The following is a 23,706-nucleotide window of genomic DNA, read 5'->3' on the forward strand; positions in this document are numbered from 1 at the left end:
GGTCTCTTGTAATTTCGCACGTCCGTGCTAAAGTTCGCCGCATGGACGCCAAGACCCAAAAAAGCGAACTCACCCGCACCGCCATCGTCGGTGCGGCGATGAACCTTGCGCTGGCCGAAGGGCTGGAGGCGATCACGCTGCAAGCGGTCGCGAGCCGGCTCGGGCTGTCCAAGAGCGGCGTGTTTTCCCGCGTGGGCTCACGCGAGGCGCTGCAGAAGGCTGTCATCGAGGAGTACGGCCGTGGTTTCCTGGCCGATGTGTTCGTGCCCGCCATGCAAAAGCCCAAGGGCCTGCCCCGCCTCAACGACATCGTGGCGCGCTGGATCGCCCGCACGCGAGATGTGGAGATGTACACCGGATGCCTCTACATGGCCGGTGCCTTCGAGTTCGACGACCGCGAAGGCGAGTTGCGCGACGTGCTGTTCGACGAGATCACGCGCTGGCGCGCCGCACTGCGCCGCACAGTGTTGCTCGCGGTGGAAACCGGCGAACTGAAGGCCGACACCGACCCCGCGCAACTGGTCAGCGAAATGAACGGCGTGATGATGACCCAGCTGCACGACGCGCGCTTCCTGCGCGACCCGCAGGCGGCCGACCGCGCCACGCAGACCTGGCAGCGGCTTCTTTCCAGCTACCTCGCCTGATTCACGGAGCAGGCGGATTCCCCGCGTTCCCATTTGTCATAATTTCGCACAGTCGTGCGATAAACAGGAGAAGCGCCATGCTGATCATTGCCCTCTTTCTCGCTGCCTACGCGGCCGTCGTCGGCGCCCGAGCCGTTTGCGACACTTTGCGCAGCTTGCCTCGCAGCAACCGCGACTGGGTCTGGTACTAGGAATGAAGCCCCGGTTCTGTTCGTCGGCTTTTGTGCTTTGAGCGCTGCTGTTCAGGGCGAGCTCCCGCCGACACGGTGCTCTTTTTCGCGAATGTCCCCCGCTTCGCTCCTCCTTTATTTAGCTAAAAAGAGCCCCGTATCGGCGCGAGCGTTGGACAGAGCGGTCGTTGATCGGCTGCACACCAGCAGCGTGTCCATGTGCGAATGACACCGGGTGCTCCCCGCAGCGAAATAAAGGAGGAGCGAAGCGGGGGACATTCGCGGAGGGGAGCACCCGGTGTCATTCGTACACGCCCTGAATGCCCCCGAACCCAAGCACCCAAATGCCCCACGGATCGGCGCCCGTTTCATACGCCGCAAGCCACGCAATAGCGTGGTGAAAAACGGATACCCAAGGACCACCTCATGACAAGCACTTCCGCCACCTCGAAGGCCACCCCCGTCAACTACTACGGCGCCAGCCGGCTGATGCGTGCGATGCGCTTCGGCCTGGGTGCCTCGCAGCGCCTCTGGCCCGCGCTGGGCGTTCGCGCCGCCTACCGCGTGTTCGGCACGCCGCTGCCACCCAAGTGGCTCTATCGCGGCCAACACCCCGGCACCGACTGGCGACACGAAGCCTGGTCCTTCGAGGACGCGAGCCTGGGCATTTACCACCTCGCGGCACAGGACTCGGCCGCGGAATCAGCGCCTGTCGTGCTGCTGGTGCACGGCTGGGGCGGCCACGCGGGCCAGATGCTGCCGCTCGCCCAGGTGCTGGCTGCTGCCGGCCTGCGGCCCGTGCTGCTCGAACTGCCGGCCCACGGCCGCAGCGCGGGCACCGTGACCAACGGCGCACAGTTCGCGCGCGCTATCGACTACGTCGCGGCGCGGCTCACGAACGATGGGCACGCCCTGCGTGCAGTGGTGGCGCATTCACTGGGCGCCAACGCCCTGGCCTATGCCGCCGGGCGCGGGCTCCCCGCGGAGCGCATCGTGCTGCTTGCACCGCCCGCGTCGCCGCGCGAATACACGCGCTACTTCGCGCATGCGTTCGGCCTCAGTGAATGCACGCGGGCCGCAATGCAGTGGATGTTCGAGGCGCGCGAAGGCGTGCTCATGCCGCAGTTCGAGCCCACCTTCGTGGGCCCGCGCATCGCACAGCCGACGCTGATCGTGCATGACCGGGACGACCGCGTGAACCGCTTCGCAGATGCAGAGGCCTACCGCAATGCCATCGTCAACGCACGCCTCGTGGCCACGCAGGGCTGGGGTCATCGCCGCATCCTCAAGGAAGCAGCGGTGCTCGACGAGGTGACGCGTTTCCTGATGACGCTGGCATAGCTCAGCGTCTGCTGCCCGCTACCACGTCGGATGAACCGGCGTGAACACCGGCCTGAACAGGTGCCTCCACACGATCTGCCCGTACCCCCGGTAGTAGAAATGGCCGTTCGCTTCCAGCACCGCCGCACGATGACGGCGGAAGTACACCGGGATCTCGTACCAGGGCATCGTCGGCGCGCGGTGATGCACATGGTGCAGGTTGTTGAAGAGGTAGAGCAGCCCGAAGACGAGGTTCGATTCGACGATGGCCACGCGCTCGTGCGGCGTGTCTGCCCACCGATGCTCGGTGAAGGTGCGCAGCGAGCCCAGCATCATCCCGGGGTAGACGAAGTACAGCAGGTACTCGCCAACGCTCATGCTGCAGACCTCGGTCACGTAGTACAGCACCGGCGCCACGCTCAGCGCATGCCAGCCCCAAGTCGGCAGGCGCGAGAAGTCGCCCGCGAACACCTGCCCCAGCTCGAAGCGCACCAGCTTCCACAGCCGCAGGAACGGCCCCAGCACCACGCGGAACGCGATCGTCTGGTTCGCCATGTAGATCCACCTCCACACCGGCCCGTAGCCGGCCCACGCGGGCGCCGAGTGGTAGGCGCTTTCCGTGTCGCGCTCGGGATGCGTCAGGTGGAAGTTGACGTGGTGCGAGCTGTGGCCCCGGTTGTAGAACGGGTACGGCAGCCACAGGTTGAGCGGCGGCCACACGACGGCATGGCGCAACCACTTCGGCAGATGGCGCATCGCATGGATGCTCTCGTGCTGCAGCGAGAAGTGCAGTTGCGCAAGAAAACCGCCGAGCACGAACAACGCCCAGCCCGGCAAGACCGTGTGCCACCACAGCAGCGCGGCCCACGCACCGTACAGCGCGACGGCCAGCAGCAGCGTGGGCGCTTCGTAGTGCCACCACCAGTGCTGGCGCTTAGCGATGGGGGCGCGCGTTGGCGCGGGCGACGGTTCGGCGATCGAGGTCATGGTGCGAAGGACTGCGATCCTAGGTATGAAGAACCTGTTCGCATGCGCGCATTTCGCATAAGCAAGGTCGTGAAACTTCGTTCCGCCCGGGGCCTGCGCGGCCTACGCTGCACGGCTTTGCTGCGTCCCTGCCGCTTCCGTCCGTCTTCGCGTCTGCTTTATGAAACCCTCCCTGTCCCGTCTTGCCGTTTTGCTGGGGGCGTTGTCGTCATCCGCGCTGTTGACCTTCACGCCGACCCACGCCGCCACCGTGGACGACTACCCGACAAAGACCATCCGCGTCGTCGTTCCCTATCCGGCCGGCGGCATCGCCGACAAGATCGCGCGCGAGGTCGCCGAGCAGCTTCAGCAGCGGCTCAAGCAGGCCGTGGTGGTCGAAAACCGCAGCGGCGCAGCCGGCAACATCGGCTTCGACTACGTGGCGCGCCAGCCGGCCGACGGCTACACGCTGCTGCTCGCGCCCGCGTCCAACCTCACGGTGCAGCCCGCGCTCTTCAAGCAACTGACCTACGACCTCGCGCGCGACTTCACGCCGGTCTCGCTGTTGGTGCAGACGCCGCAGGTGCTGCTGGTCAATCCGAAGCTGCCTGTGGGCACGCCGCGCGAGCTGATCGACTATTCGAAGAAGCATCCCGGCAAGGTCAACTACGGCATCAGCGTGGGCGCGTACTCGCACCTCGCGGGCGAGCTGTTGAAGGCGCAGACCGGCGCCGACTTCACCGCCATTCCTTACCAGGGCAGCGCGCCGGCCATCAACGACCTGCTGGGCGGACAGACGCAGTTCATCTTCAATGAGGTGATCACCGCGATTCCTTTCGTGAAGGCCGGCACGCTCAAGCCGCTGGCCGTGGCGTACAAGACGCGCGCGCCGTGGCTGCCCGACGTGCCGACGACCGCCGAAGCGGGCCTGCCCGATTTCGAGGTCACGTCCTGGTACGGCGTGGTGGTGCGCAGCGGCACGCCGGCGCCATTGGTGCAGCGGCTGTCGCGCGAGTTGCGCGACATCGTGCAGTCGGCCGATTTCAAGAGGCGCTATGACGACATCGGCGCATTCACCGTGGGCAACACGCCCGAGGAGTTCGGCCGCTTCATCCAGTCCGAGACCGTCAAGTGGACGGCTGTCGTGAAGCAGGCGGGGATCCAGCCCAACTGACGCCGGGACGAGATCTTGCTTTGGTGTTCGTTGCGTTGTTTTGGGGCGCTGCTGTTCAGGGCGTCGCTCACGCCGACACGGTGCTCTTTTTCGCGAATGTCCCCCGCTTCGCTCCTCCTTTATTTAGCTAAAAAGAGCCCCGTATCGACGTGAGCGTTGGACAGAGCAGTCGTTGATCGGCGATCACCAGCAGCGTGCCCCTGTGCGAATGACACCGGGTGCTCCCCGCAGCGAAATAAAGGAGGAGCGAAGCGGGGGACATTCGCGGAGGGGAGCTCCCGGTGTCATTCGCACACGCCCCGAACAGCAAGCGCTCAAAACAAAAGCTCCGCAACACACCGCGCCCCAACGTAGTAAAAAACCGAAATGAGCTGGACCCAGAAGAAGGCCATGACCCCCGCCGAACTGCAGACCCTCCTGCTGGCCGAACCCACCGCAGAGCTGGCCCTGCTAGACGTGCGCGAAACCCGTTGGTTCGTGCAACGCCACCCCAACCTCGCGCGCAACGCACCGTTCAGCGGCCTCGAACTGCAGATCGGCGCACTGGTGCCCCGCCGTTCCACGCCCGTGGTGCTCTACGACGACTACAACGCGCCCGACGGCGCCGCGCAAGCTGCCGCAGCCCTGCTCGCGCGCATCGGCTACACCGACGTGCGCACACTCGACGGCGGCCTGCAGCGCTGGGTGACCGAGGGCCTGCCCGCCATCGACGGCTACGGCACGCTGGTCAAGGCCTTTGGCGACCGCGCCCGGCTGCACTACGGCACGCCGGCCTTGCCCGTCGAGTCGCTGCGGGCTCGCCAGCGCGAAGGCCTGCCGACCACGCTGGTCGACGCACGGCCGCGTGCGGAGTTCGAGTTCCTGTCGCTGCCCGGCGCGCGCAACCACGCCGGCACCGAGCTGGCACTGCGCCACTTCGAGCCGCGCGATACGGCCCACGTGTGGGCCATCAACTGCTTCAGCCGCACGCGCGGCATCATCGGCGCGACCACGCTGCGCCTGCTGGGCCATGCGCCCGACGCAGTGTTCGTCGAGGACGGCGTCATGGCCTGGGGCCTGCAAGGTGCGCCGACCGTCCAGAACGCCGCGCCCGACGACGAGCTTCCGCCCGAGTCGCCGCATGTGCTGCGCCGCATCGCCGACGACCTCATCGAACGCTTCGCCCTGCCAGTGGCAGGCGCCGACCAGCTCGCACGCTGGCGCACCGACGACGCGCGCACGCTCTACGTCTTCGACGTGCGGCCCACCGCCGATCCGGCCCTGGCGGGCACGGCGGTGCAGCAGGTGCCCGGCGGCCAGTTGCTGATGCATTTCGAGAACCTCATCGGCACGCGCGGCGCGCGCATCGTGCTGCTCGATGATCCGGCCCACCGGCTGCGCGCGGCCGTCACCAGCTTCTGGCTCACGCAGCTCAACCAGGCCGAGGTGCATATCTACGACGGCGAGTTCCTGCCGGAACAGGCGTCGCCCGCAACATCCGGCACCGTGAAAGAGGCGCCCCAGTCGCTCGACCACGCCGGCCTCGCCCAGTTGCGCAAAAACGGTGCGGTCACGGTGATCGACGTCGGCCCCAGCCTCGACTACGAACGCGGCCATCTGCCCGGCGCGCTCTACATGCTGCCGGCCTCGCTCGCGCCCCTGGCCGCGCATGCCGCGGCCGGCCGTACGTTGGTCTTCACCTCGCCGGATGGCGAGGCCGCGTCCCGCGTGGCGCGCGATGCGCACCAGCGCTGGCCGGGTTCGGGGGCGGTGTTCACCTGGCTCCAGGACGGAACGCAGGGCTGGAAGGCTTCAGGACGACCGCTGACGACCGCCTTCGTGCCGGCCCAGCTCCTGACCCCCTTCGACGACGACTGGGGCTCGGTGATGCGGGTGTTCGGTCCGCGCCGCGACGCGGCCTGGGCCGACTACCTGGCGTGGGAGCGCGCGCTGGCCGAGCGGGTCCGGCAGGACCCGTCGGTGCGCTTTCGCTTCTTCCCTCTCAGCGCGCCGGCGTAGGGGCCGGGTCGGGCAGCTCGATCTTGATGTCGAGCACTTCGAGGTTGTCCTGGGTTTCCAGGTGAACCTTGATGTCGTTCGCGTTGATCGACACGTACTTGGAAATCACCGCCACCAGCTCACGCTGGAGTTCGGGCAGATAGTCGGGGCGCTTTTTGCCGCTGAGGCTGGAGCGCTCGTGCGCGAGGATGATCTGCAGGCGCTCTTTTGCGACGCTTGCAGTCTTCTTCTTCTCGCCGAGCAGGAACGAGAGAAACGACATGCCTACTTGCCTCCGAAAATCCGCTTGAAGAAGCCCGGCTTCTCGGCGTCGACGAAGCGCATCGGCTTGTCTTCACCCAGAAAGCGCGCCACCACGTCGCTGTAGGCCTGCGCCACGTCGGTGTCCTTGTCGTGGATCGCCGGCACGCCCTGGTTGGAGGCATGCAGCACGCTTTCCGACTCGGGAATCACGCCGATCAGCTTGATGCGCAGGATGTCCTGGATGTCTTCCAGCGAGAGCATCTGCCCCCCTGCCACCCGGTTCGGGTTGTAGCGGGTGATCAGCAGGTGTTCCTTGATCGGGTCGCCGCCGTCCTTGGCACGCTTGGTCTTGCTGCTGAGCATGCCCAGGATGCGGTCCGAGTCGCGCACCGAAGAGACTTCGGGGTTGGTCACCACCAGCGCTTCGTCGGCGAAGTACATCGCCATCATGGCGCCGGTCTCGATGCCCGCGGGCGAGTCGCAGATGATGTATTCGAAGTCCATCGCGGCCAGGTCGGTCAGGATCTTCTCGACGCCTTCCTGCGTCAGGGCTTCCTTGTCGCGCGTCTGCGAGGCGGCCAGCACGAACAGGTTGTCGCACTGCTTGTCCTTGATGAGCGCCTGGCTCAGGTTGGCTTCGCCTTGAATGACGTTGATCAGGTCGTACACCACGCGGCGTTCGCATCCCATGATCAGGTCGAGGTTGCGCAGGCCCACGTCGAAGTCGATCACGGCCGTCTTCTTGCCCGCGAGCGCCAGGCCCGATGCAAAGCTGGCGCTCGTGGTCGTCTTGCCGACGCCGCCCTTGCCCGAAGTCACCACCACAATTTTGGCCATGGCCATTCCTTCTTGTTTCGATTCAGTTGTTGGTTGTCAGGGTCGCCGCGTTCCGTGAGCCGGTGAGCCGGGTCAGGGAATCGCGTCGATCGCAATTTTCTTGCCGTCCAGCCGCACCTGGGCCGACTTGCCCAGCACCGCGTCGGGCAGCGGCACTTCGTTGGTCCGGTAGATGCCGGCGATGGCCACCAGCTGCGCTTCCATGCAGGTCGAGAAGATCCGCGCCTCGGTGTTGCCGCGCGCGCCGGCAATCGCCTTGCCACGCAAGGGCGCGTACACGTGCACGTTGCCGTCGGCAATGACCTCGGCGCCGAAGCTGACCACGGCCGTCACCACCACGTCGCCGCCACGGGCGTAGACCTGCTGGCCCGAGCGCAGCGGCTTGTCGATCAGCAGCGTGCCGTTGGCCGGCACCGGCACTTCGCGCACGATCTGCGGTGCTTCCGACGCGGCCGGGGCCTCGGCGGGTGGGGCCGGAGACCTCGGCGCAGGCGCCGAGGGCATGGCTGCCAGCGAGAGGCCGGCGGCACGGGCCGCGGCGTTCTGGGCGGTATTGCCGCCGCGCACCGCAATGGGCTGGGTCTGGTGGCGCGCCAGCAGGCTGCGCAGGGCGGCGAAGTCGATCTCGGCGGTGGCGCCGTCGTCTCCTTCCTGGGCCTGCAGCAGCGAGAGGTCGATCACCACCGGCTCCTGCTCGAAGAAGTCGGGCGAGTCGGCCAGCTGGGCGTCGAGCGCCTCGGCCAGCACGTCCAGATCGGCCGTCTTGAGGATCACTGCAATCAGCGGCAGCGTGGCGCTCTTGAATTCGAAAACCGCCTTGGTGCGCGCGGCGGAGACATCGGCCATTGGAAAACGTCGGTGCGAAAAGCGTTGGAGTCTAACGGGCGCGGGCTTCCGGCCGGTGACCGGCCGCTCTTTGAAGCCCCTCGCACAACACTTCTTGCACCACGTTTCACTTTCCCGGGGGTCAGGCGTTGCGCGATTTGCCCAACAGCGCGTAGAGGATGATCGCCCCGAAAGTGGCGGTTCCGATGCCACCCAGCGCGAAGTCGCCGAACTTCAGCGTGAAGTCGCCCGTGCCGATGATCAGCGTGATCGCGGCCACGATCAGGTTCTTGTTCTGCGAGAAGTCGACCTTGTTGTCGACCCAGATCTTGGCGCCGGCAATGGCGATCAGGCCGAACACCACGATGCTCACGCCGCCCATCACCGGCAGCGGAATCGCCTGGATCAGCGCGCCGAACTTGGGGCTGAAGCCCAGCACCAGCGCAATGACGGCCGCCACCACGAACACCGCCGTCGAGTAGATGCGCGTGGCCGCCATCACGCCGATGTTCTCGGCGTAGGTCGTCACGCCCGTGCCGCCCGCAGCGCCGCTCACCACCGTGGCGATGCCGTCGCCGATGAACGCGCGGCCCATGTACGCATCGAGGTTGCGGCCCGTCATGGCCGTCACCGCCTTCAGGTGGCCCAGGTTTTCCGCCACCAGGATGATCGCCACCGGGGCGATCAGCAGCATCGCGTTGGTGGTGAACACCGGTGCGGTGAAGGTCGGCATGCCGACCCAGGCCGCGTTGGCGATGCCGCTCAGGTCCACCGGCTTGCCCCAGCCCAGGCCGTTGGTCAGCACCGCGTAGACCACCGTGGCCAGGATCAGCCCGGCCAGGATCAGCAGGCGCTGCAGCATGCCGCGCGCGAACACCGCCACCAGGCCCACGCACAGGAAGGTCACGGCCTGCATCCACGACTCGAAATTGCTGGCCGCCATGTTCTTGATCGGCACGCTCGCCAGGTTGAGCCCGATCACGGCCACCACCGCGCCCGTGACCACCGGTGGCATGAAGCGCTCGATCCACCCCGTGCCGATGGCCTGCACGAGGGCGCCGATCAGGATGTAGACCACCCCGCAGGCGATGATCCCGCCCAGCGCCACCGCGATGTTGGCGTTCGGGCCCTTGCCCGCGTAGCCGCTGGCCGCGATCACCACGCCGATGAAGGCGAAGCTCGAACCCAGGTAGCTGGGCACCTTGCCGCCGGTGATGAAGTAGAAGATCAGCGTGCCGATGCCGCTCATCAGGATCGCGATGTTGGGGCTGAAGCCCATCAGGATCGGCGCCAGCACCGTGGCGCCGAACATCGCGATGACGTGCTGCACGCCCATCGCGCCGGTCTGCAGCCAGGGCAGCCGCTCGTCGGGCGCGATGACCGCGCCGTTGGCCAGCGCGGACGCCGGTCTTTCAGTCCAGTTGAACATTCTTCTTGCTCCTCTTGAGGGGGTGTTGATTGGTGGTTGCCGTCGAATCGCCTGCGCTTGTCCCAGCGCACCCTGGCTCTCCCGGGGCGTGATTGTGGTCGAAGCGCTTCGTGCTGAACATCCGCATGCACCGCATTGATTTGCGGCCAGACCGTGATGGATTGGGAGGCGGGGCCTGGTCGGTGGCCTCTATTCTTTTGGCATCACCACATCCAACAAGGCGTGCACTGTGAATACGGCGGGCTTGATCGCGGCAATCCTCGTCTCCCTGGGCATCTGCGCGACGGCGCATGCACAGGCCTTCTCCCAGTCAGAACAGACGCCTTCGGCCCAGGAAGTCCTGTCCGCCTTGTCCCGGCGCAGCCAGCTTTCCGAGGACGAACTGCGCCACCTGACCGCGGATTGCGCGGCCAACCAGCAGAACATGTACTTCTGCGCCTACCGCGATGTCGTGGCGGCTGAACTGAAGCTCGATCGCGTGATGGCGGACAAGGTGCGCGGACGCCCCGGGTGCAAGGGCGCGATCGACGCCAAGGTCGAACGCTGGAAGGCGGCCCGCGACCGGACTTGCACGAAGAGTGCCGCCCGGGAATGGGGCGGTGGCTCCATGGAGCCCACGGCGCGCAACACCTGCCTCGCCGAGAACACCGAACGTATGGTCAGGCAGGTGCAGCGCCTGAACAGTTGTCCCCGCCAATAAGAAAGAAGAGACCGCCGCCTCAGCGCGGCTGCAGCACCGCCATCGTGATGCGCGACACGCAGGTCAGCTCGCCAGCTTCGTTCGTCAGGTCGATCTGCCAGACCTGCGTGCTGCGGCCGCGGTGCACCGGCCGCGCCGTGCCGATGACCCAGCCGCTGGTGACCGAGCGGATGTGGTTGGCGTTGATGTCCAGGCCCACGGCGCGGTCGCCTTCGGGCGCCGAGTAGTGGGCGCCGCAGGAGCCCAGCGTTTCGGCCAGCACCACCGACACACCGCCGTGCAGGATGCCGTAGGGCTGGCGGGTGCGCTCGTCGACCGGCACGCGGGCGCGGATGAAGTCGTCGCCCACCTCCAGAAACTCCATGCCCAGCGTGGCGACGGCGGTGCCGACGTGGTTGCGGGTCAGTTCTTCGACGGTGATTTCTTTTTTCCAGATACGCATTCGGTTCTCTCCGGTACAGGGTGTGGGGAAACTATAGCGACGGCGGCTGACATTGGCAGTCGCCTTTGCGTGTTAACTTGGATCGATGAAGCGCCCCCTCCGACATTGGCTCATCGGCACCGCCGCCGTGCTGCTGCTGGGGGTTGGCGTGCTGGTGCTGGTCGTGCGCGCGAAGCTGCCCACCGACGCCGAGGTGGCCGCGCAGATTTCCGCTGCTTTCGAGAAGCGCTTCGGCGTTGCCCTGAAGGTCGGCGGCGCCCGCTGGTCGCTGTTGCCGGCGCCTGCGCTGGTGCTGACCGACATCGCCACCGACCAGGCCCGCCCCATTACCTTGCGCCAGGTCAGCCTGCAACTGAAGCTCGGGCCGCTGCTGCACCGCGTCATTGCCGTCGATGAAGTCGAGGTCGACAGCCTGGTGCTGCCGCGCGCCTCGGTGCAAGCATTCCGGGGCAAGGGCCCCAAGCCGGCCGAGGGCAGCAATGTCGTCGCGCTGCCCACGCCGTGGACGCTGGCACCCATCCCCGTGGAACTGCTGCGCTGGCGCGACGTGGTCTGGATCGACCGGCGCGACATCGCGCTGGCCTACGACGGCGAAATCACCTTCGACCCTGAATGGCGCCCGCGCCAGGCCCGCGTCGAGCGCGCCGGCGTGTCGCCACCGGTGCGCCTGCGGCTGGACCGCGAGGCCGGGCAGGACCGTTGGCGCACCCGCATCGATGCAGGCGGCGGCACCGGAAACGGCGTCATGCGCTTCGAGACGCTGGCCGACGGCAAGCTGCGCGTGTCGGCCGAACTCGAACCCCGGCAGGTCGACATCGAAGGCCTGCTGCAGGCCTTCGACCGCCGCAGCGCGCTGGCCGGCAAGGTCTCGGGCCGCTCCACGCTGGTGGCCGAGGCCGACGAGGTGGGGGCGCTGGTGCGCAGCCTGCACACCCGCACCACCTTCTCGGTCCAGCCCGCCACGCTCACGAAGTTGGACATCGCCAAGGCCGTGACCACCGCCGGCATCAGCCGCGGCGGCCGCACGGCGCTGGACGAACTCACCGGCACGCTCGACACCCAGGGCACCGCCGACGGCGTGGTGATGCAGTACAGCAACCTCAAGGCGCGCTCCGGCGTGCTGTCCGCGAGCGGCAACCTGCGCCTGTTCAACCGCAAGCTGGATGGCGAGGTGGCGGTCGACCTCGTCGACGGCGTGGTCGGCGTGCCGCTCAAGATCGGCGGCACGGTGAGCGACCCCGAGCTGTCGTTGACCGGCGCCGCGCTCACGGGCGCGGCCATCGGCAGCGCGGTGCTGCCGGGCGTGGGCACCGCCATCGGCGCGCGCGTGGGGCAGCAGGTGGAAAAGTTGTTCGGTGGCGGCAAGCCCGAGAAGCCGGCGCCCAGGAAGCAGCGCACGGCGCCAGCCTCCGCGCGCTGAACGCGGCTCAGGCCGGCTCGGCCTCGCCGGCCGCTCGCCGATAGGTTCAGGGCGAGTGCGAATGACGCCAGGTGCTCCCCTGTGCGAATGTCCCCCGCTTCGCTCTTCCTTTATTTCGCTGCGGGGAGCACCTGGCGTCATTCGCACTGGGCACGCTGCTGGTGATCCCGCGATCAACGACTGCTCTGAGCGCTCACGTCGAGACGGGGCTTTTTTTCGCGAAATAAAGGAGGAGCGAAGCGGGGGACATTCGCGAAAAAGAGCACCGTGTCGGCGTGAGCAACGCCCTGAACAGCAGCACCTCCGAACGAGACGTACGACTACGAAAAAGCCTTGATCACAGCAGGCACAGTCAGCACCGCCGTGTAGTAGCCCATGAACTGCACGCCGGTGTTGAAGCCGATGGCACGCGACAGCAAGCCGCCGAGCAGGCCCATCGTCAAGATCACCAGCAGCCCGAGCAATTGGCCTTCCCACACGCTGATCACCACGATCAGCCCGACGAAGGTCGCGATGATCGCCTCGTGGCTCACCTTGCGCGAGACGAACAGCGCCGCGCGGCGCGCGAAGTTCATCGTGAACGGATAGGCCACCAGCGCTGCAAGCACCACCGCCAGCATGCCGTAGCCCAGGAACTCCCAGTGGTTCAGCAGGTTGTGCAGGTTGTGGGTCTGGCCGGTGGCGGTGTCGATGGTGTAGACCGGCGGCGCATTGAACAGCGGCGCGGCCGGGCCGGCCGCCACCGGGCTCAGCGGCAGGCCGATGGCAATCAGCGGAATCAGCGCCTCGGCGATGTAGGTCGCCTCGGTCACGCCGTTGCGCGCGGCCAGCGTGGTGGTGAGGCGGTGGTACGCATGCTTGATGCGCGAGCCGACCAGCTCGCCCAGCACCACCGTCATCGCGACCGGGCTGAACACGAAGGTGGCGCTGGAAATCGCGGCCGTTGCAAAGGTCCACTTCACCTGCGTGCGGTCGAGCACCTTGAACGGGTTCGGGAAGTAGCCCGTCCAGCCCTTCACGTCGGGTGCGAGCGAGAAGGTGCGGACCTTGTCGCGCTTCATCCGTGCACGCGCCGCGGGCGAAATCACCGAGAACAGGTCGGCCACCAGCGGCCCGATGGCAATGCCCAGGAAGTAGCTGATGCTGAGCTTCACGCCGTACTTGCCGGTGAGTGCCTGCAGCGCCACGATCACCATCACGAACGGCACCAGCGTGGCCACCGAGGCCCAGCGTCCGCTGGAGAAGTACGCAATGGCCACGGCCGCCACCACGAAGATCCACGGCGCCGCCTTGGTGATGGCTGCGCCATAAGGCGCCAGCAGCACCGCGAACAGCACGGCCAGCGGCACCGCGATGAAGGCCGCGATGATCGCGCCCGACACCATCTTGCGCAGCGCGATGTGCGGCACGCCCAGGTTGCGCAGCACGTTCGCATCCTGCAGCAGCGGCGTGGCCATGGTGTCGCCCGGAATGCCCAGCAGCGCGGTGGGCACCGCATGCGTCATGTGCTTGGCCACGGCCGCCGCCAGGAAAAAGGTGAACACGCCTTCGGGCGGCACGCCCAGCAGCACCACCAGCAGCGTGAGCGGCGCGAGCGTGGTTGTTTCGTCGGTGCCCGAGACGAGGCCGATGGCCGCGAACACGATGGCGCCCACGAGGCCCATGCCGGTGGCGACGAGGATCTGGTTGAACAGGGCGGCATCGATCACGGTGCGGCTCCTTCAGTGCTGCGGGCGCGGGGCTTGTACGACGCGAACAGGTCGTAGATTTCCAGCTCCTTCATCTCGCGCACCACCGACGGCGGCAGGTCGTCCACCGAACCGAGGTCGCTGTGCTCGCCAGCCAGTTCGGCCAGCACTTCTTCGCGCCAGCGCGGATCGGCCGCTGTGCCTTCGACGACTTCACGCTTGGGCACGAAGAGCTTCGCGCAGATCAGGCCCGACACCACGCAGCCACCGAGGCCCGCGAGCATGGCGTAGGCGCGCGCCAGCTCGGGCGTGCTCACGGCGCTTGCGAGCACGCGGCTCGCCACGAGGTAACCCGTGAGGCTCACCGCGACACCGATGACGATGGACCACGCGAGGTGTCCCAGGTCGGCGGTGTCGCCCCATATCTCCACCAGCCGCCAGCGGGCGGGCGTTGCACTGTCTGCGTTCATTGGTCTTTGTCTCCGTCGGTGGTTATGTGACGGCCACCTGCGTGGCCGCCGCGGTATCGGCCGCGGTCCGTTGTGCGGGGCTCTCCCGCCTTCTGCTTGCCTACTTCTTGCGCAGCGCTTCGAGCAGCGCCACCGCGCGGTCGGTGCGCACGTCGTGCTCGGCCGCCATCTGCCTGGCGATGCCGTCGATCTCGTCCCCGGTGGCGCCCGCGACCAGCGCGATGTTGCGGGCATGCAGCGCCATGTGGCCGCGCTGGATGCCTTCGGTGGCGAGCGCGCGCAAGGCGCCGAGGTTCTGCGCGAGGCCCACGGCCACCGCGACTTCGCCCAGCTCCTGCGCCGACTTCACGTCGAGGATCTTCAGTGCGAGCCGTGCGAGCGGGTGCGTCTTGGTCGCACCGCCGACCAGGCCCACCGGCATCGGCATCTCGATGGTGCCGACCAGCGCGCCCGTGGCGTCCTTCTCCCAGGTGGTCAGCGAGGTGTAGCGCCCGCTGCGGCAGGCGTAGGCATGTGCGCCGGCTTCCACCGCGCGCCAGTCGTTGCCGGTCGCGACGATCACCGGATCGACGCCATTCATGATGCCCTTGTTGTGCGTGGCCGCGCGGTAGGGGTCGATGGCCGCGAAGGTGTACGCATCGATCACGCCCTCGACCACTTCTTCGCCGCTGCGCTCGCGCGTGGCCAGCACCGCGGGCGCAAGGCGCACGCGCGCACGCGCCAGCCGCAGGTCGGCCAGGTTCGACAGGATGCGCAGCCGCACCGTGCCGCCCGTGAGCTTCTCGACCAGCGGCGACACCGCCTCGGCCATGGTGTTGACGGTGTTCGCACCCATCGCGTCGCGCACGTCGACGATCAGATGCATCACCACCATCGCGCCGCGCGGCGTGTCGCCGAACACATGCACCTCGATGTCGCGGCAGCCGCCGCCCAGGCCGATCAGCACCTTGTCGCGGCTGTTCGCCACGGCCAGGATCTCGTCGCGCGCACGCAGCAATGCGAGCCGCGCGCCGTACGGATCGGTGATGCCGATCACCTGCACCTGCGCGCGCATCAGCGGCCCGGTGCTCGATGCCTCGAAGCCGCCGCCTTCGCGCGCCAGCTTGGCCATGAACGACGCGGCGGCCACCACCGAGGGCTCTTCCACCGCCATCGGCACGAGATAGTCGCGGCCGTTGATGGTGAAGTTGCCCGCCACGCCCAGCGGCAGCTCGAAGGTGCCGATCACGTTCTCGACCATGCCGTTGGCGCGGTCCACGCTCAGCGCGCCGGGCTGCGCGAGCAGCGCCACTTCGTCGTCGCTGAGCGATGCGGCCTGCGCGATGTGGGCGAAGCGCTGCGCGGGCGTGAGTGCGCGGAAGTTGGGAATGCGGGAATCGGCGACCATCGTTGCTTGTCTCTTCGGAAGATGAATTCGGGAGCAGGCAATTTAGGTCGGCTGTACCGCCGGCGGAAGGCACAGTTTGGCGGGACAGTGCGGACAGTGGTGCGCGAGGGCGGGCCGCTGTGTCACAGTCGGCGCCCATGACCACCATTGCCGATTCGCTCGCCGATGCCCTCGCGCGCCAGATCGCCAGCGGCGCCTACAAGGCCGGCGACAAGCTGCCTTCCTTGCGCGAACTCGCACAACTGCACCGCTACGCCAAGAACACCGTCGTCGCCGCCTTCGAGTTGCTGGTGTCGCGCGGGCTGGTCGAGCCGCGACGCGGCTCTGGCTACTTCGTGCTGCCGCAACAGCAGGCGGCCAAGCCGGCGGAAGAAGACGCCGGCAGCCTCGGCCGCGCCATGGACATCGTGTGGCTCATGCGCGAGCAACTGAAGACGCAGCCCGACGCCATCGCCGTGGGCGACGGCTTTCCGCCGGTCGAATGGCTGGCCGACGTGCGCCTGGACAAGTACCACCCGAAGGTGGTCCGCACGGGGCTCGGCGCGCTGTTTCGCTATGGCAGCCGCTTCGGCTATGCGCCGCTGCGCGACCACCTCGTGCGCAAGCTCGCCGACTTCGGCATCGGCGCCGAGCCACGGCAGATCGTGCTGACGCATGGCGCCAACGAGGCGATGGACATCGTCATCCGCTACTTCGTGCCGCCCGGCGGCAAGGTGCTGGTGGACGACCCCGGCTACTACCCGCTGTTCGGCAAGCTCAAGCTCGCGGGCGCGCAGATGCTCGCCGTGCCGCGTCTGGCCGACGGGCCCGACCTCGACGTGCTGGAGCAGTTGCTGATCGCCGAGCGGCCGCGCCTGTTCTTCACGCAGTCGCTGGCACACAACCCCACGGGCTCCGACATCTCGCCGGCCAAGGCGTTTCGCGTGCTGCAGCTGGCGCAGAAGTACGACCTGCTGATCGTCGAGAACGACCCGCTGGCCGACTTCAAGCCCACGGCCTTGCCGCGCCTCTCGGCGCTCGACCAACTCGAACGCACGATCTACATCGGCAGCTTCTCGAAGTCGTTCTCGGCGGCGCTGCGCGTGGGCTTCATTGCCTGCGGTGCCGACCTGGCGAGCGACCTCGCGGACCTGAAGGCGCTGATCCACGTGAGCAGCTCGGAGTACTGCGAGCGCACGGTCGACGTGATCCTCAGCGAAGGCCACTACCAGCGGCACCTCAACCGCCTGCAAAACCGGCTCGGTGAAGCGACGCGCAACGCGCTCAAGCTGTTCGACACCGTGGACGCCGAGGTCTTTGCGCGCAGCCCGCAGTCGCTCTACATCTGGGCCGCGCTGCCGGGCGTGGACGACTCGCTGGCCTTTGCCCGCGAGTTGCTGCCGCGCAAGATCGTGATGGCGCCTGGGCGCATCTTCAGCGTCGATTCGACGCAGGTGTCGCGCTGGTCGCGCTTCAACGTGGGCGCGATGGCCGACCCGCGTTTCGCAAAGGCGCTGCGCACCGCGCTGCGGCGGCGCGGGAGCTGAACAGACGTCGTCAGTCGCGCAAGCTCTCGCGCAACTGCTTGCGGTTGAGCTTGCCCACGGCCGTTTTCGGAATCTCCTGCGCGAACAGCACGCGCTGCGGCTTCTTGTAAGACGCGAGCTGGTCCGCCACATGCGCGATCAGCTCGGCCTCGTTCACTTGCTGGCCGGCGCGCAGCACCACGACGGCGGTGACGATCTCGACCCACTTCTCGTGCGGCAGCCCGATCACCGCGCATTCGCGCACGGCCGCGTGCGTCATCAGTGCGTTCTCGACCTCGCGCGGATAGACGTTGTAGCCACCGCTGATGATCATGTCCGAGGTGCGGTCCTTCAGGTGAAGGAAGCCGCGTTCGTCGAACACGCCCACGTCGCGCGTGCGCACCCAGCCGCCTTCGACAAAAGTTTCGGCATTGAGCGCGGTGGCGTTGTAGTAGCCCGCCACGGCAGAGGGCGCACGCACCGCGATCTCGCCGGGCGTGCCCGGTGGCACGTCGTTGCCCGCTTCGTCGATCAGCCGCATCTCGATGTCGAGTGCCGGCTGGCCGCAGGCGTCGAGCAGGTCGTCGGTGTGGTTTTCGGGCCGCAGCACCGCCAGGCACAGCGGCACCTCGGTCTGGCCGTAGTACTGCCAGAAGCGGTGCCGGCCCCAGGCCGCCATCGCGCGCTGGATCACGGCGCGCGGCATGGGCGAGGCGCCGTAGATCACATAGCGCAGGGCCTGCACGTCGGTGGCGGCGATGTCGGGGTGCTCGAACAGCATCTGCAGCATCGTCGGCACCAGGTTGATGGCGGTGATGCGCTTGGCCTGCAGCGTGCGCAGGAACAGGCCCGGCTCGAAGCCCGGCAGGATGACCGTGCGGCCGCCGCGCAGCCAGAAGGGCAGCACGAAGACGCCGCTCGCATGGATCAGCGAAGCCGCGTGCAGCATCGCGTCGTCGGGCGTGGCGGGCAGCAGGTTCAGCAGCACGTTGCGGCAGATGCCCGCATACGACGCCTGTGTGTGCTGCGCCGCCTTGAGCGTGCCGGTGGTGCCCGAGGTGAACAGCGTCAGCACCACGTCGTCGTGCGAAGGCGTGAAGGCCGGGCCTTCGGTGGGGCACGACGCGGCTTGTGCGAGCAGGTCGGTGGCGCCGGCCAGGGCTGCGCCCATGCCCATGCACACCAGCGCGGGCACGGCCTCGCGCAAGGCGGCTGCGCGCTCGGCGAGATCGGGGCCGAACACCAGGTGCGTGCTGCCGGTTTCCGCCAGCATGCGCGCGTGTTCCGCCAGCGACAGCCGCGAGTTCAACGGCACGCGGTTGATGCCGGCCTTCACGCAGGCGAAGTCCAGCGGCACGCTGTGCAGGCCGTTGTTGAGCAGCAGCGCCACGCGCGTGTGCGGCACCGCGCCGGCCGCGTGCAGCGCATGCGCGAGCTGGCTGCTCAGGCGGTCGACTTCGGTGAATGTCAGCGTCTTGTCGCCGAACACGATGGCGGTGCGCGGGCCGTGCTGCAGTGCGCCGCGGCGGATCAGGTCGAGGTAGGTCGGGCCACGGGCGGGTGGGGCGGCGGACGGCGTGGAATGCAAGGCGTGTCTCCTGTCGTTTCTATGGATGGGGTGTGCGGTTCAGCGCTTGAACTCACCGTGGCGCCCGGCGCCACCGGCGAAGCGCGCGGCACCGGCTTCGCCTTCGGCAAAGACGATCGGCACGCCCTGCGCGCCTTCGCTGCGCAGGGCCTCGGCCAGCGGCAGGTCCCACTGCCCGTAGGCGGAATGGCGGTCGGTCAGCATGCATTGCTGCGGGAATGCGGCGATCTGGTGGGCCAGTTCCTGTGCGGCCGCGAGCGCGCCACCGGGCGGCGTGACGCGGTTGACCAGGCCCATCGCCAGCGCCTCGGCGGCACCGACCGGCCGGCCCGTGAGGATCATGTCGAGCGCGCGGCCCATGCCCACGATGCGCGGCAGGCGCACCGTGCCGCCGTCGATCAGCGGCACGCCCCAGCGGCGGCAGAACACGCCGAGCACGGCGTCGTCGTCGGCCACGCGCAGATCGGCGAGCAGCGCGAGTTCGAGCCCGCCTGCCACCGCATAGCCGTTCACCGCCGCGATCAACGGCTTGGACAGCGCCATGCGCGTCGGCCCCATCGGCCCGCTGCCGCCGCCTTCGCGGTCGAGTTCGTTGCGGCGCGCGGGGTCGCCCACAGCGGCCAGGTCGGCGCCGGCGCAGAAGTGGCCGCCGGCGCCGGTCAGCACCGCAACGCGCAATGCGTCATCGGCCTCGAAGCGCTCGAAGGCCTCGCGCAGCCCGGCGGCCACGACGCCGTCGACCGCATTGCGTTTGTCGGGGCGGTTCAGCGTGATGGTGCAGACCGTGCGGTCGACGGTGTAGTTCACGTAAGGGCTGACCATGTGGGTGTCCTTTCGGGGCAAAATTACATGCTTGATTCGTTCATGGTCATCGTAGGAAATATTTCACTATTACGCAAACATGGACAAGATATGTAATGTTCCGGTCGCCGTTCCGAGTGCGCCGGATCTGATCCTCGACCTGCTGGTGGCCCACGGCGGCACGCTGACTTCGCAGGCCTTGTGCCGGGCCGGCGCGCTCATGGGCATCGGCGAGTCGACGCTTCGCGTGGGCCTGACGCGCCTGGCAAGCGACGGCAAGATCGGGCGCGGCGAGCGCGGCAGCTATCGGCTCAACCGCGCGGGGCCGGCCTTGTCGCGCGCGGTCGACGACTGGCAGCACAAGCAGGCGCAGGCCATCGCATGGCAGGGCGACTGGCTCGCGGTGCACGACGCCGGCGTGCCGCGCGCCGACAAGACGGCCTGGCGTCACCACGGCCTGGCGCTCACGCTGCGTGGTTTCGCCGCGCTGCGGCCCGGCCTGCACATCCGGCCCGACAACCTCGCGGGCGGGCTCGCAGCCGAACGCACGCAACTGGAAGCGCTGGGCCTGTCGGCGCAGGCGCTGGTGTTCCGGCTGGCCGATCTCGATGCGGCGGCGCAGGCCGCTTCGCGCAAGCTGTGGGATGTGCGCTCGCTGACAGCCGACTGCCGGCGCCTGCAGACGGGGCTCGAACGCAGCGAGAAGCGCCTGCGCACCCAGCCGCTGGAAGTGGCCGTGCGCGAGTCCCTGCTGCTGGGGCGCGCCGTCATCGCGCACCTGATCCGCGACCCGCTGCTGCCGGCCGAACTCATGTCGCCCGAGCCGCGGGCCGCGCTGCTCGTGGCGACCCAGCGCTACCAGGGCAAGGCGCTGCAGTTGTGGCGCCAGTGGCTGGCGCAGCCCTGACCGCGCCGAAGCGCTTCACCCCAGTTCGTCGAACTGGATCACGCCTTCCTTCATGACCAGCGGGATGCGTTCGCCCTGGCCCAGCAGGCAGGCGACATCGCGCAGAGGATTGCCGTCGACCACCAGGATGTCGGCCAGCGCGCCCGGCACGAGCCGGCCGAGGCGGTCGGACATGCCCAGCACCTCGGCGCCGACCGTGGTGGCGCTGGCGATGGCCTCGGCGGGCGACAGCACTTCGGCGCGCAGGCGGAACTCGTCGCTCTGCAGCCGCTGCGATTCGCCCAGCAGGTCGGAGCCGAAGCCCATCTTCACGCCGGCCGCCTTGTAGATTTCCAGCGAGCGCAGGCCGGCCTCGCGCACGTCGGCCACCTTGGCCACGCTTTCCTTGGGCAGGCCGTAGCTCTCGCCTTCGTTGGCCAGCGCGTCGTAGGTGACCAGCGTGGGCACCGCGTAGGCGCCGAGTTGTGCCATCAGCGCCGCCGTGGGCGCGTCCACGAGGTTGCCGTGCTCGATGGTGCGCACGCCGCAGCGCACGGCCCGTGCGATGGCGGCGGCGGTGTAGGCATGCGCCATCACATAGGTGCCGCGCCCGCGGGCCTCTTCCACGATGGCGCGGATCTCGTCCTCGCTGTAGCCGAAGGCGCCCACCGGGTCGGTCGGCGACGCCACGCCACCGGAGGCCATGATCTTGATCTGGTCCGCGCCCATCTGCAGCTCTTCGCGCACGGCCCTGCGCACCGCATCGACACCGTCGACCACGCGCGCCAGCGCACCCACCCGCACGCAGGTCGAGCAGGTCGCGCCCGGGTCGAGGAAGTCGGAACGGGCCCGCATGTCGCCGTGTCCGCCGGTCTGGCTCAGTGCGCGCCCTGAGACGAACAATCGCGGCCCCTGGGCCAGCCCTGCATCGATCGCCTGCTTGAACGCGAACCCCGCGCCGCCCGCGTCGCGCACCGTGGTGAACCCGCGGCGCAGCATGCCGCGCATCATGGGCACGCTGCGCAGCGTGATGAGCACATTGGGCATGTGCACCTGCCGCGAGAGATTCAGCTCCACCGCGATCACGTGCACGTGCAGGTCGATCAGGCCCGGCATCACCGTCTTGCCCTTCACGTCGATGACCCGCGCCGTCTTGCTGTGCAGCGGCTTGTCGGAGACCTCGCGCACCACACCCTGTTCGACCAGGATGTCGTGCCCCTCCAGCAGCTCGTTGCGCAGCGGGTCGAGCAGATGGGCGTTCCTGAAAAGTACCGTGTTCGTCATGCCATGGACTCCTGGGTCTGTTGCGCCATCACGGCCGGCACGGCCAGTTGCGCGAACACGCGCGCAAGCTCGACGTGCCCGGTGTCGTACCAGTTTTCTTCGTGCAGCATGTTCAGCGTGCCCAGTGTTTCGCCCCGCCAGCGCAGCGGAATGTTCAGCACGCTGCGGCAACCCAGCGACACGATGAGTTCGTGGTCATAGAACACGTCGCGCAGGTCGTCGGCATTGCGACCGATGTAGGGCAGGCCTTGCAGCATCACCTGCTGCATCCATGGCGAATCGGTGATGGGCTTGCGCCCGCCCACCGGATAGGCCTCGCGCATGTTGGTGTAGACGCGCTCCGACTCGCGCGCCGCGCGGTGATGAACCAGGATGGTGAACAGCCGGTGGCCGATGGTCGCCGCCACTGCGGCATTGATCGCATCGAAGGTGGCTTGCGGCTGCTGCGTGTCGGCGTGGGCCTGTGCCACGGCGAAGAGCGATTCGGTGAGGGAAGAGGTTGGCAACATGGATGACAGGTCTTAGGAAAGTTCGGTGGCGGCAATGTCTTCGAGCGAACGCCCCCGCGTCTGGATGCCCATGAACGTGACGGCTGCCGCGCCCAGCAGCAACACCGCCGTCGTCATGCCGAACACGCCCGCGAAGCCCAGCGACGGGTAGACGAAGCCGACCAGAATGGGCGCGGTGATGCCGCCGATGCGCCCGATGGCCGACGCCAGGCCGGAGCCGGTGGCCCGCACCTGCGTCGGAAACACCTCGGGCGTGTAGGCGTAGACGCCCGCGTACGTGCCGTTCATGAAGAAGGACAGCAGCACGCCGGCGAGCATGATCTGGTTGTCGCTGTGCGTGAAGGCCAGGCCCAGCGCCGAGAGGCCGCCCAGCAGCATGTAGCTCACGATGGTGGCCTGCCGGCCGATACGTTCGTTGAACCATGCGGCCGAGAAGTAGCCCGGAATCTGCGCGATGTAGATCACCAGCGAATAGCCGAAGCTCTTGGTGATCGTCATGCCGTTCTGGATCAGCAGGCTCGGAATCCAGGTGAAGAACGAGTAGTAGCTGAAGGTGATCGACAGCCACATCAACCACGTCATGCTGCTGATGCGGATGAGCTTGCTGGAGACCAGCGTGGCGTAGTTCTTCAGCAGGCTGCCCCGGCTGTTGCTGGGCGGGGGTGCGGCGATGTCCTCGGCGTTGAGCGCGGGCAGCGCAAGGCCGCGCCGCACATGGTCGGACTCCATTGCGTCCATGATCGATTGCGCTTCGAGCGTGCGCCCCTGGCTTTCGAGCCAGCGCGGCGATTCCGGCAAAGCCCGGCGCCACCACAGCAACAGCACCACGGGCGTGGCCGTGATGAAGATGACGATGCGCCAGCCGTCGGCAAACGCCGGCACGATGAAGTAGCCCAGCAAGGCCGCGGCAACAAAGCCGAACGAGAAGAAGCCCGCCAGCGCCCCCGTGAAGGTGCCCCGGTAGCGGCGCGCCACGAACTCCGACAGGTAGGGCGCGATGATCGCGCTCTCGGCGCCGGCGCCGAAGCCGGCCACGATGCGCAGCGCCAGGAAGAGCGTCCATTCGTTGACCATGCCGCTGAAAAGCGAAGCCACGCAGTAGATCGCCAGCGCCGACATCATCACCTTGCGCCGCCCGATCAGGTCGCCGAAGGAGCCGGCCGCCAGCGCACCGAAGAAAAAGCCGATGAAGTTCGCGCTGGCCAGCACGCCGATCTGCACGCTGCTCAGGGCCCATTCGACGCGCAGCACCGGCAGCACGAAGGCGATCACCGCCGCGTCCATCGCATCGAAGGTGTAGCCCAGTCCTCCCATCAGCAGCAGCCGGCGATGAAAGCCGGAGAAGGGCAGGCGCTCGATGCGGGCCGACAGCATGGTCATGTGATTTCCTTCGACGACGGATTTGGCAAACGCGGCAAAT

The 23,706-nt window shown here is 67.8% G+C and carries 22 protein-coding genes; 8 read left to right on the top strand and 14 right to left on the bottom strand.

What is annotated here, in order from left to right:
• Window positions 1-41 precede the first annotated feature (41 nt).
• Both H7F35_RS12205 and H7F35_RS12210 read left to right on the top strand, forming a co-directional pair.
• The gene (locus tag H7F35_RS12205) at window positions 42-644 is read left to right on the top strand and encodes a TetR/AcrR family transcriptional regulator (protein WP_187113113.1); all 603 of its coding nucleotides are present in this window, start codon (window positions 42-44) and stop codon (window positions 642-644) included.
• 596 nt (window positions 645-1,240) lie between these two features.
• Window positions 1,241-2,155 carry an alpha/beta hydrolase gene (locus H7F35_RS12210; protein ID WP_187113114.1) on the top strand — a complete coding sequence of 305 codons (915 nt, stop codon included), beginning with the start codon at window positions 1,241-1,243 and terminating at the stop codon, window positions 2,153-2,155.
• Between the two features lie 18 nt (window positions 2,156-2,173).
• Here H7F35_RS12210 and H7F35_RS12215 read toward each other — a convergent pair whose 3' ends face one another.
• Window positions 2,174-3,121, bottom strand: coding sequence for a fatty acid desaturase (locus H7F35_RS12215; RefSeq protein ID WP_187113115.1), 948 nt, complete (start codon window positions 3,119-3,121; stop codon window positions 2,174-2,176).
• 160 nt (window positions 3,122-3,281) lie between these two features.
• Between H7F35_RS12215 and H7F35_RS12220 the strand changes: the two genes are divergently transcribed.
• On the top strand, window positions 3,282-4,274 hold the full coding sequence (locus H7F35_RS12220; RefSeq protein ID WP_187113116.1) for a Bug family tripartite tricarboxylate transporter substrate binding protein: 993 nt from the start codon (window positions 3,282-3,284) through the stop codon (window positions 4,272-4,274).
• Between the two features lie 366 nt (window positions 4,275-4,640).
• Window positions 4,641-6,272, top strand: a complete 1,632-nt coding sequence (locus tag H7F35_RS12225) for a rhodanese-like domain-containing protein (RefSeq protein WP_187113117.1) — start codon at window positions 4,641-4,643, stop codon at window positions 6,270-6,272.
• Here H7F35_RS12225 and minE read toward each other — a convergent pair.
• The 4 genes from minE to H7F35_RS12245 form a co-directional block, all read right to left on the bottom strand.
• Window positions 6,256-6,534 carry a cell division topological specificity factor MinE gene (gene minE / locus H7F35_RS12230; RefSeq protein WP_187113118.1) on the bottom strand — a complete coding sequence of 93 codons (279 nt, stop codon included), beginning with the start codon at window positions 6,532-6,534 and terminating at the stop codon, window positions 6,256-6,258. The two genes, H7F35_RS12225 and minE, sit on opposite strands and share 17 nt — an antisense overlap.
• 2 nt (window positions 6,535-6,536) lie before the next feature.
• Complete coding sequence (minD, locus tag H7F35_RS12235) at window positions 6,537-7,352, bottom strand: septum site-determining protein MinD (protein WP_187113119.1); 816 nt, start codon at window positions 7,350-7,352, stop codon at window positions 6,537-6,539.
• 72 nt (window positions 7,353-7,424) lie between these two features.
• Window positions 7,425-8,198, bottom strand: a complete 774-nt coding sequence (gene minC, locus H7F35_RS12240; RefSeq protein ID WP_187113120.1) for a septum site-determining protein MinC — start codon at window positions 8,196-8,198, stop codon at window positions 7,425-7,427.
• A 121-nt stretch (window positions 8,199-8,319) separates the two neighbouring features.
• Window positions 8,320-9,606: a solute carrier family 23 protein gene (locus tag H7F35_RS12245; protein ID WP_187113121.1), complete on the bottom strand. Its 1,287-nt coding sequence runs from the start codon at window positions 9,604-9,606 to the stop codon at window positions 8,320-8,322.
• Window positions 9,607-9,850: 244 nt separating this feature from the next.
• Between H7F35_RS12245 and H7F35_RS12250 the strand changes: the two genes are divergently transcribed.
• Entirely contained in the window at window positions 9,851-10,306 is a 456-nt protein-coding gene (locus H7F35_RS12250; protein WP_187113122.1) for a lysozyme inhibitor LprI family protein, read from the top strand.
• 19 nt (window positions 10,307-10,325) lie between these two features.
• Here H7F35_RS12250 and H7F35_RS12255 read toward each other — a convergent pair whose 3' ends face one another.
• Entirely contained in the window at window positions 10,326-10,748 is a 423-nt protein-coding gene (locus H7F35_RS12255; RefSeq protein ID WP_187113123.1) for a hotdog fold thioesterase, read from the bottom strand.
• 85 nt (window positions 10,749-10,833) lie between these two features.
• Here H7F35_RS12255 and H7F35_RS12260 point away from each other — a divergent pair, with 85 nt between their 5' ends.
• Window positions 10,834-12,168, top strand: coding sequence for an AsmA-like C-terminal region-containing protein (locus H7F35_RS12260; RefSeq protein ID WP_187113124.1), 1,335 nt, complete (start codon window positions 10,834-10,836; stop codon window positions 12,166-12,168).
• Between the two features lie 320 nt (window positions 12,169-12,488).
• Here the strand turns inward: H7F35_RS12260 and H7F35_RS12265 are convergent, their stop codons facing one another.
• The 3 genes from H7F35_RS12265 to H7F35_RS12275 all read right to left on the bottom strand — a co-directional run bounded on the left by H7F35_RS12265 (window position 12,489) and on the right by H7F35_RS12275 (window position 15,713).
• Complete coding sequence (locus H7F35_RS12265; protein WP_187114250.1) at window positions 12,489-13,832, bottom strand: tripartite tricarboxylate transporter permease; 1,344 nt, start codon at window positions 13,830-13,832, stop codon at window positions 12,489-12,491.
• 41 nt (window positions 13,833-13,873) lie between these two features.
• Window positions 13,874-14,326 (bottom strand): hypothetical protein, encoded by a 453-nt coding sequence (locus tag H7F35_RS12270; RefSeq protein WP_187113125.1) that lies wholly within the window; start codon window positions 14,324-14,326, stop codon window positions 13,874-13,876.
• Window positions 14,327-14,426: 100 nt separating this feature from the next.
• Window positions 14,427-15,713 carry a hydroxymethylglutaryl-CoA reductase, degradative gene (locus tag H7F35_RS12275; RefSeq protein WP_187113126.1) on the bottom strand — a complete coding sequence of 429 codons (1,287 nt, stop codon included), beginning with the start codon at window positions 15,711-15,713 and terminating at the stop codon, window positions 14,427-14,429.
• Between the two features lie 137 nt (window positions 15,714-15,850).
• On the opposite strand from H7F35_RS12275, the gene H7F35_RS12280 reads away from it, so the two are divergent.
• Entirely contained in the window at window positions 15,851-17,239 is a 1,389-nt protein-coding gene (locus H7F35_RS12280; RefSeq protein ID WP_187113127.1) for a PLP-dependent aminotransferase family protein, read from the top strand.
• A 10-nt stretch (window positions 17,240-17,249) separates the two neighbouring features.
• Here the strand turns inward: H7F35_RS12280 and H7F35_RS12285 are convergent, their stop codons facing one another.
• Together H7F35_RS12285 and H7F35_RS12290 are read right to left on the bottom strand one after the other, a co-directional pair.
• Window positions 17,250-18,806, bottom strand: a complete 1,557-nt coding sequence (locus H7F35_RS12285; protein WP_187113128.1) for a class I adenylate-forming enzyme family protein — start codon at window positions 18,804-18,806, stop codon at window positions 17,250-17,252.
• 39 nt (window positions 18,807-18,845) lie between these two features.
• On the bottom strand, window positions 18,846-19,628 hold the full coding sequence (locus H7F35_RS12290; RefSeq protein ID WP_187113129.1) for a crotonase/enoyl-CoA hydratase family protein: 783 nt from the start codon (window positions 19,626-19,628) through the stop codon (window positions 18,846-18,848).
• Between the two features lie 79 nt (window positions 19,629-19,707).
• Here H7F35_RS12290 and H7F35_RS12295 point away from each other — a divergent pair, with 79 nt between their 5' ends.
• Entirely contained in the window at window positions 19,708-20,514 is an 807-nt protein-coding gene (locus H7F35_RS12295; RefSeq protein ID WP_187113130.1) for a PaaX family transcriptional regulator, read from the top strand.
• Window positions 20,515-20,529: 15 nt separating this feature from the next.
• Here the strand turns inward: H7F35_RS12295 and H7F35_RS12300 are convergent, their stop codons facing one another.
• From H7F35_RS12300 to H7F35_RS12310, 3 genes are read right to left on the bottom strand one after another with little or no spacing between them, the layout of a single operon-like run.
• Window positions 20,530-21,777: a metal-dependent hydrolase family protein gene (locus tag H7F35_RS12300; RefSeq protein WP_187113131.1), complete on the bottom strand. Its 1,248-nt coding sequence runs from the start codon at window positions 21,775-21,777 to the stop codon at window positions 20,530-20,532.
• Window positions 21,774-22,286 carry a GAF domain-containing protein gene (locus tag H7F35_RS12305; protein WP_187113132.1) on the bottom strand — a complete coding sequence of 171 codons (513 nt, stop codon included), beginning with the start codon at window positions 22,284-22,286 and terminating at the stop codon, window positions 21,774-21,776. Before H7F35_RS12305 ends, H7F35_RS12300 begins: the two co-directional genes overlap by 4 nt.
• A gap of 12 nt (window positions 22,287-22,298) precedes the next feature.
• On the bottom strand, window positions 22,299-23,666 hold the full coding sequence (locus H7F35_RS12310) for an MFS transporter (RefSeq protein WP_187113133.1): 1,368 nt from the start codon (window positions 23,664-23,666) through the stop codon (window positions 22,299-22,301).
• Between the last annotated feature and the right edge of the window lie 40 nt (window positions 23,667-23,706).

It is taken from the genome of Variovorax sp. PAMC26660 (assembly GCF_014302995.1).
Taxonomy (GTDB): Bacteria; Pseudomonadota; Gammaproteobacteria; order Burkholderiales; family Burkholderiaceae_C; genus Variovorax.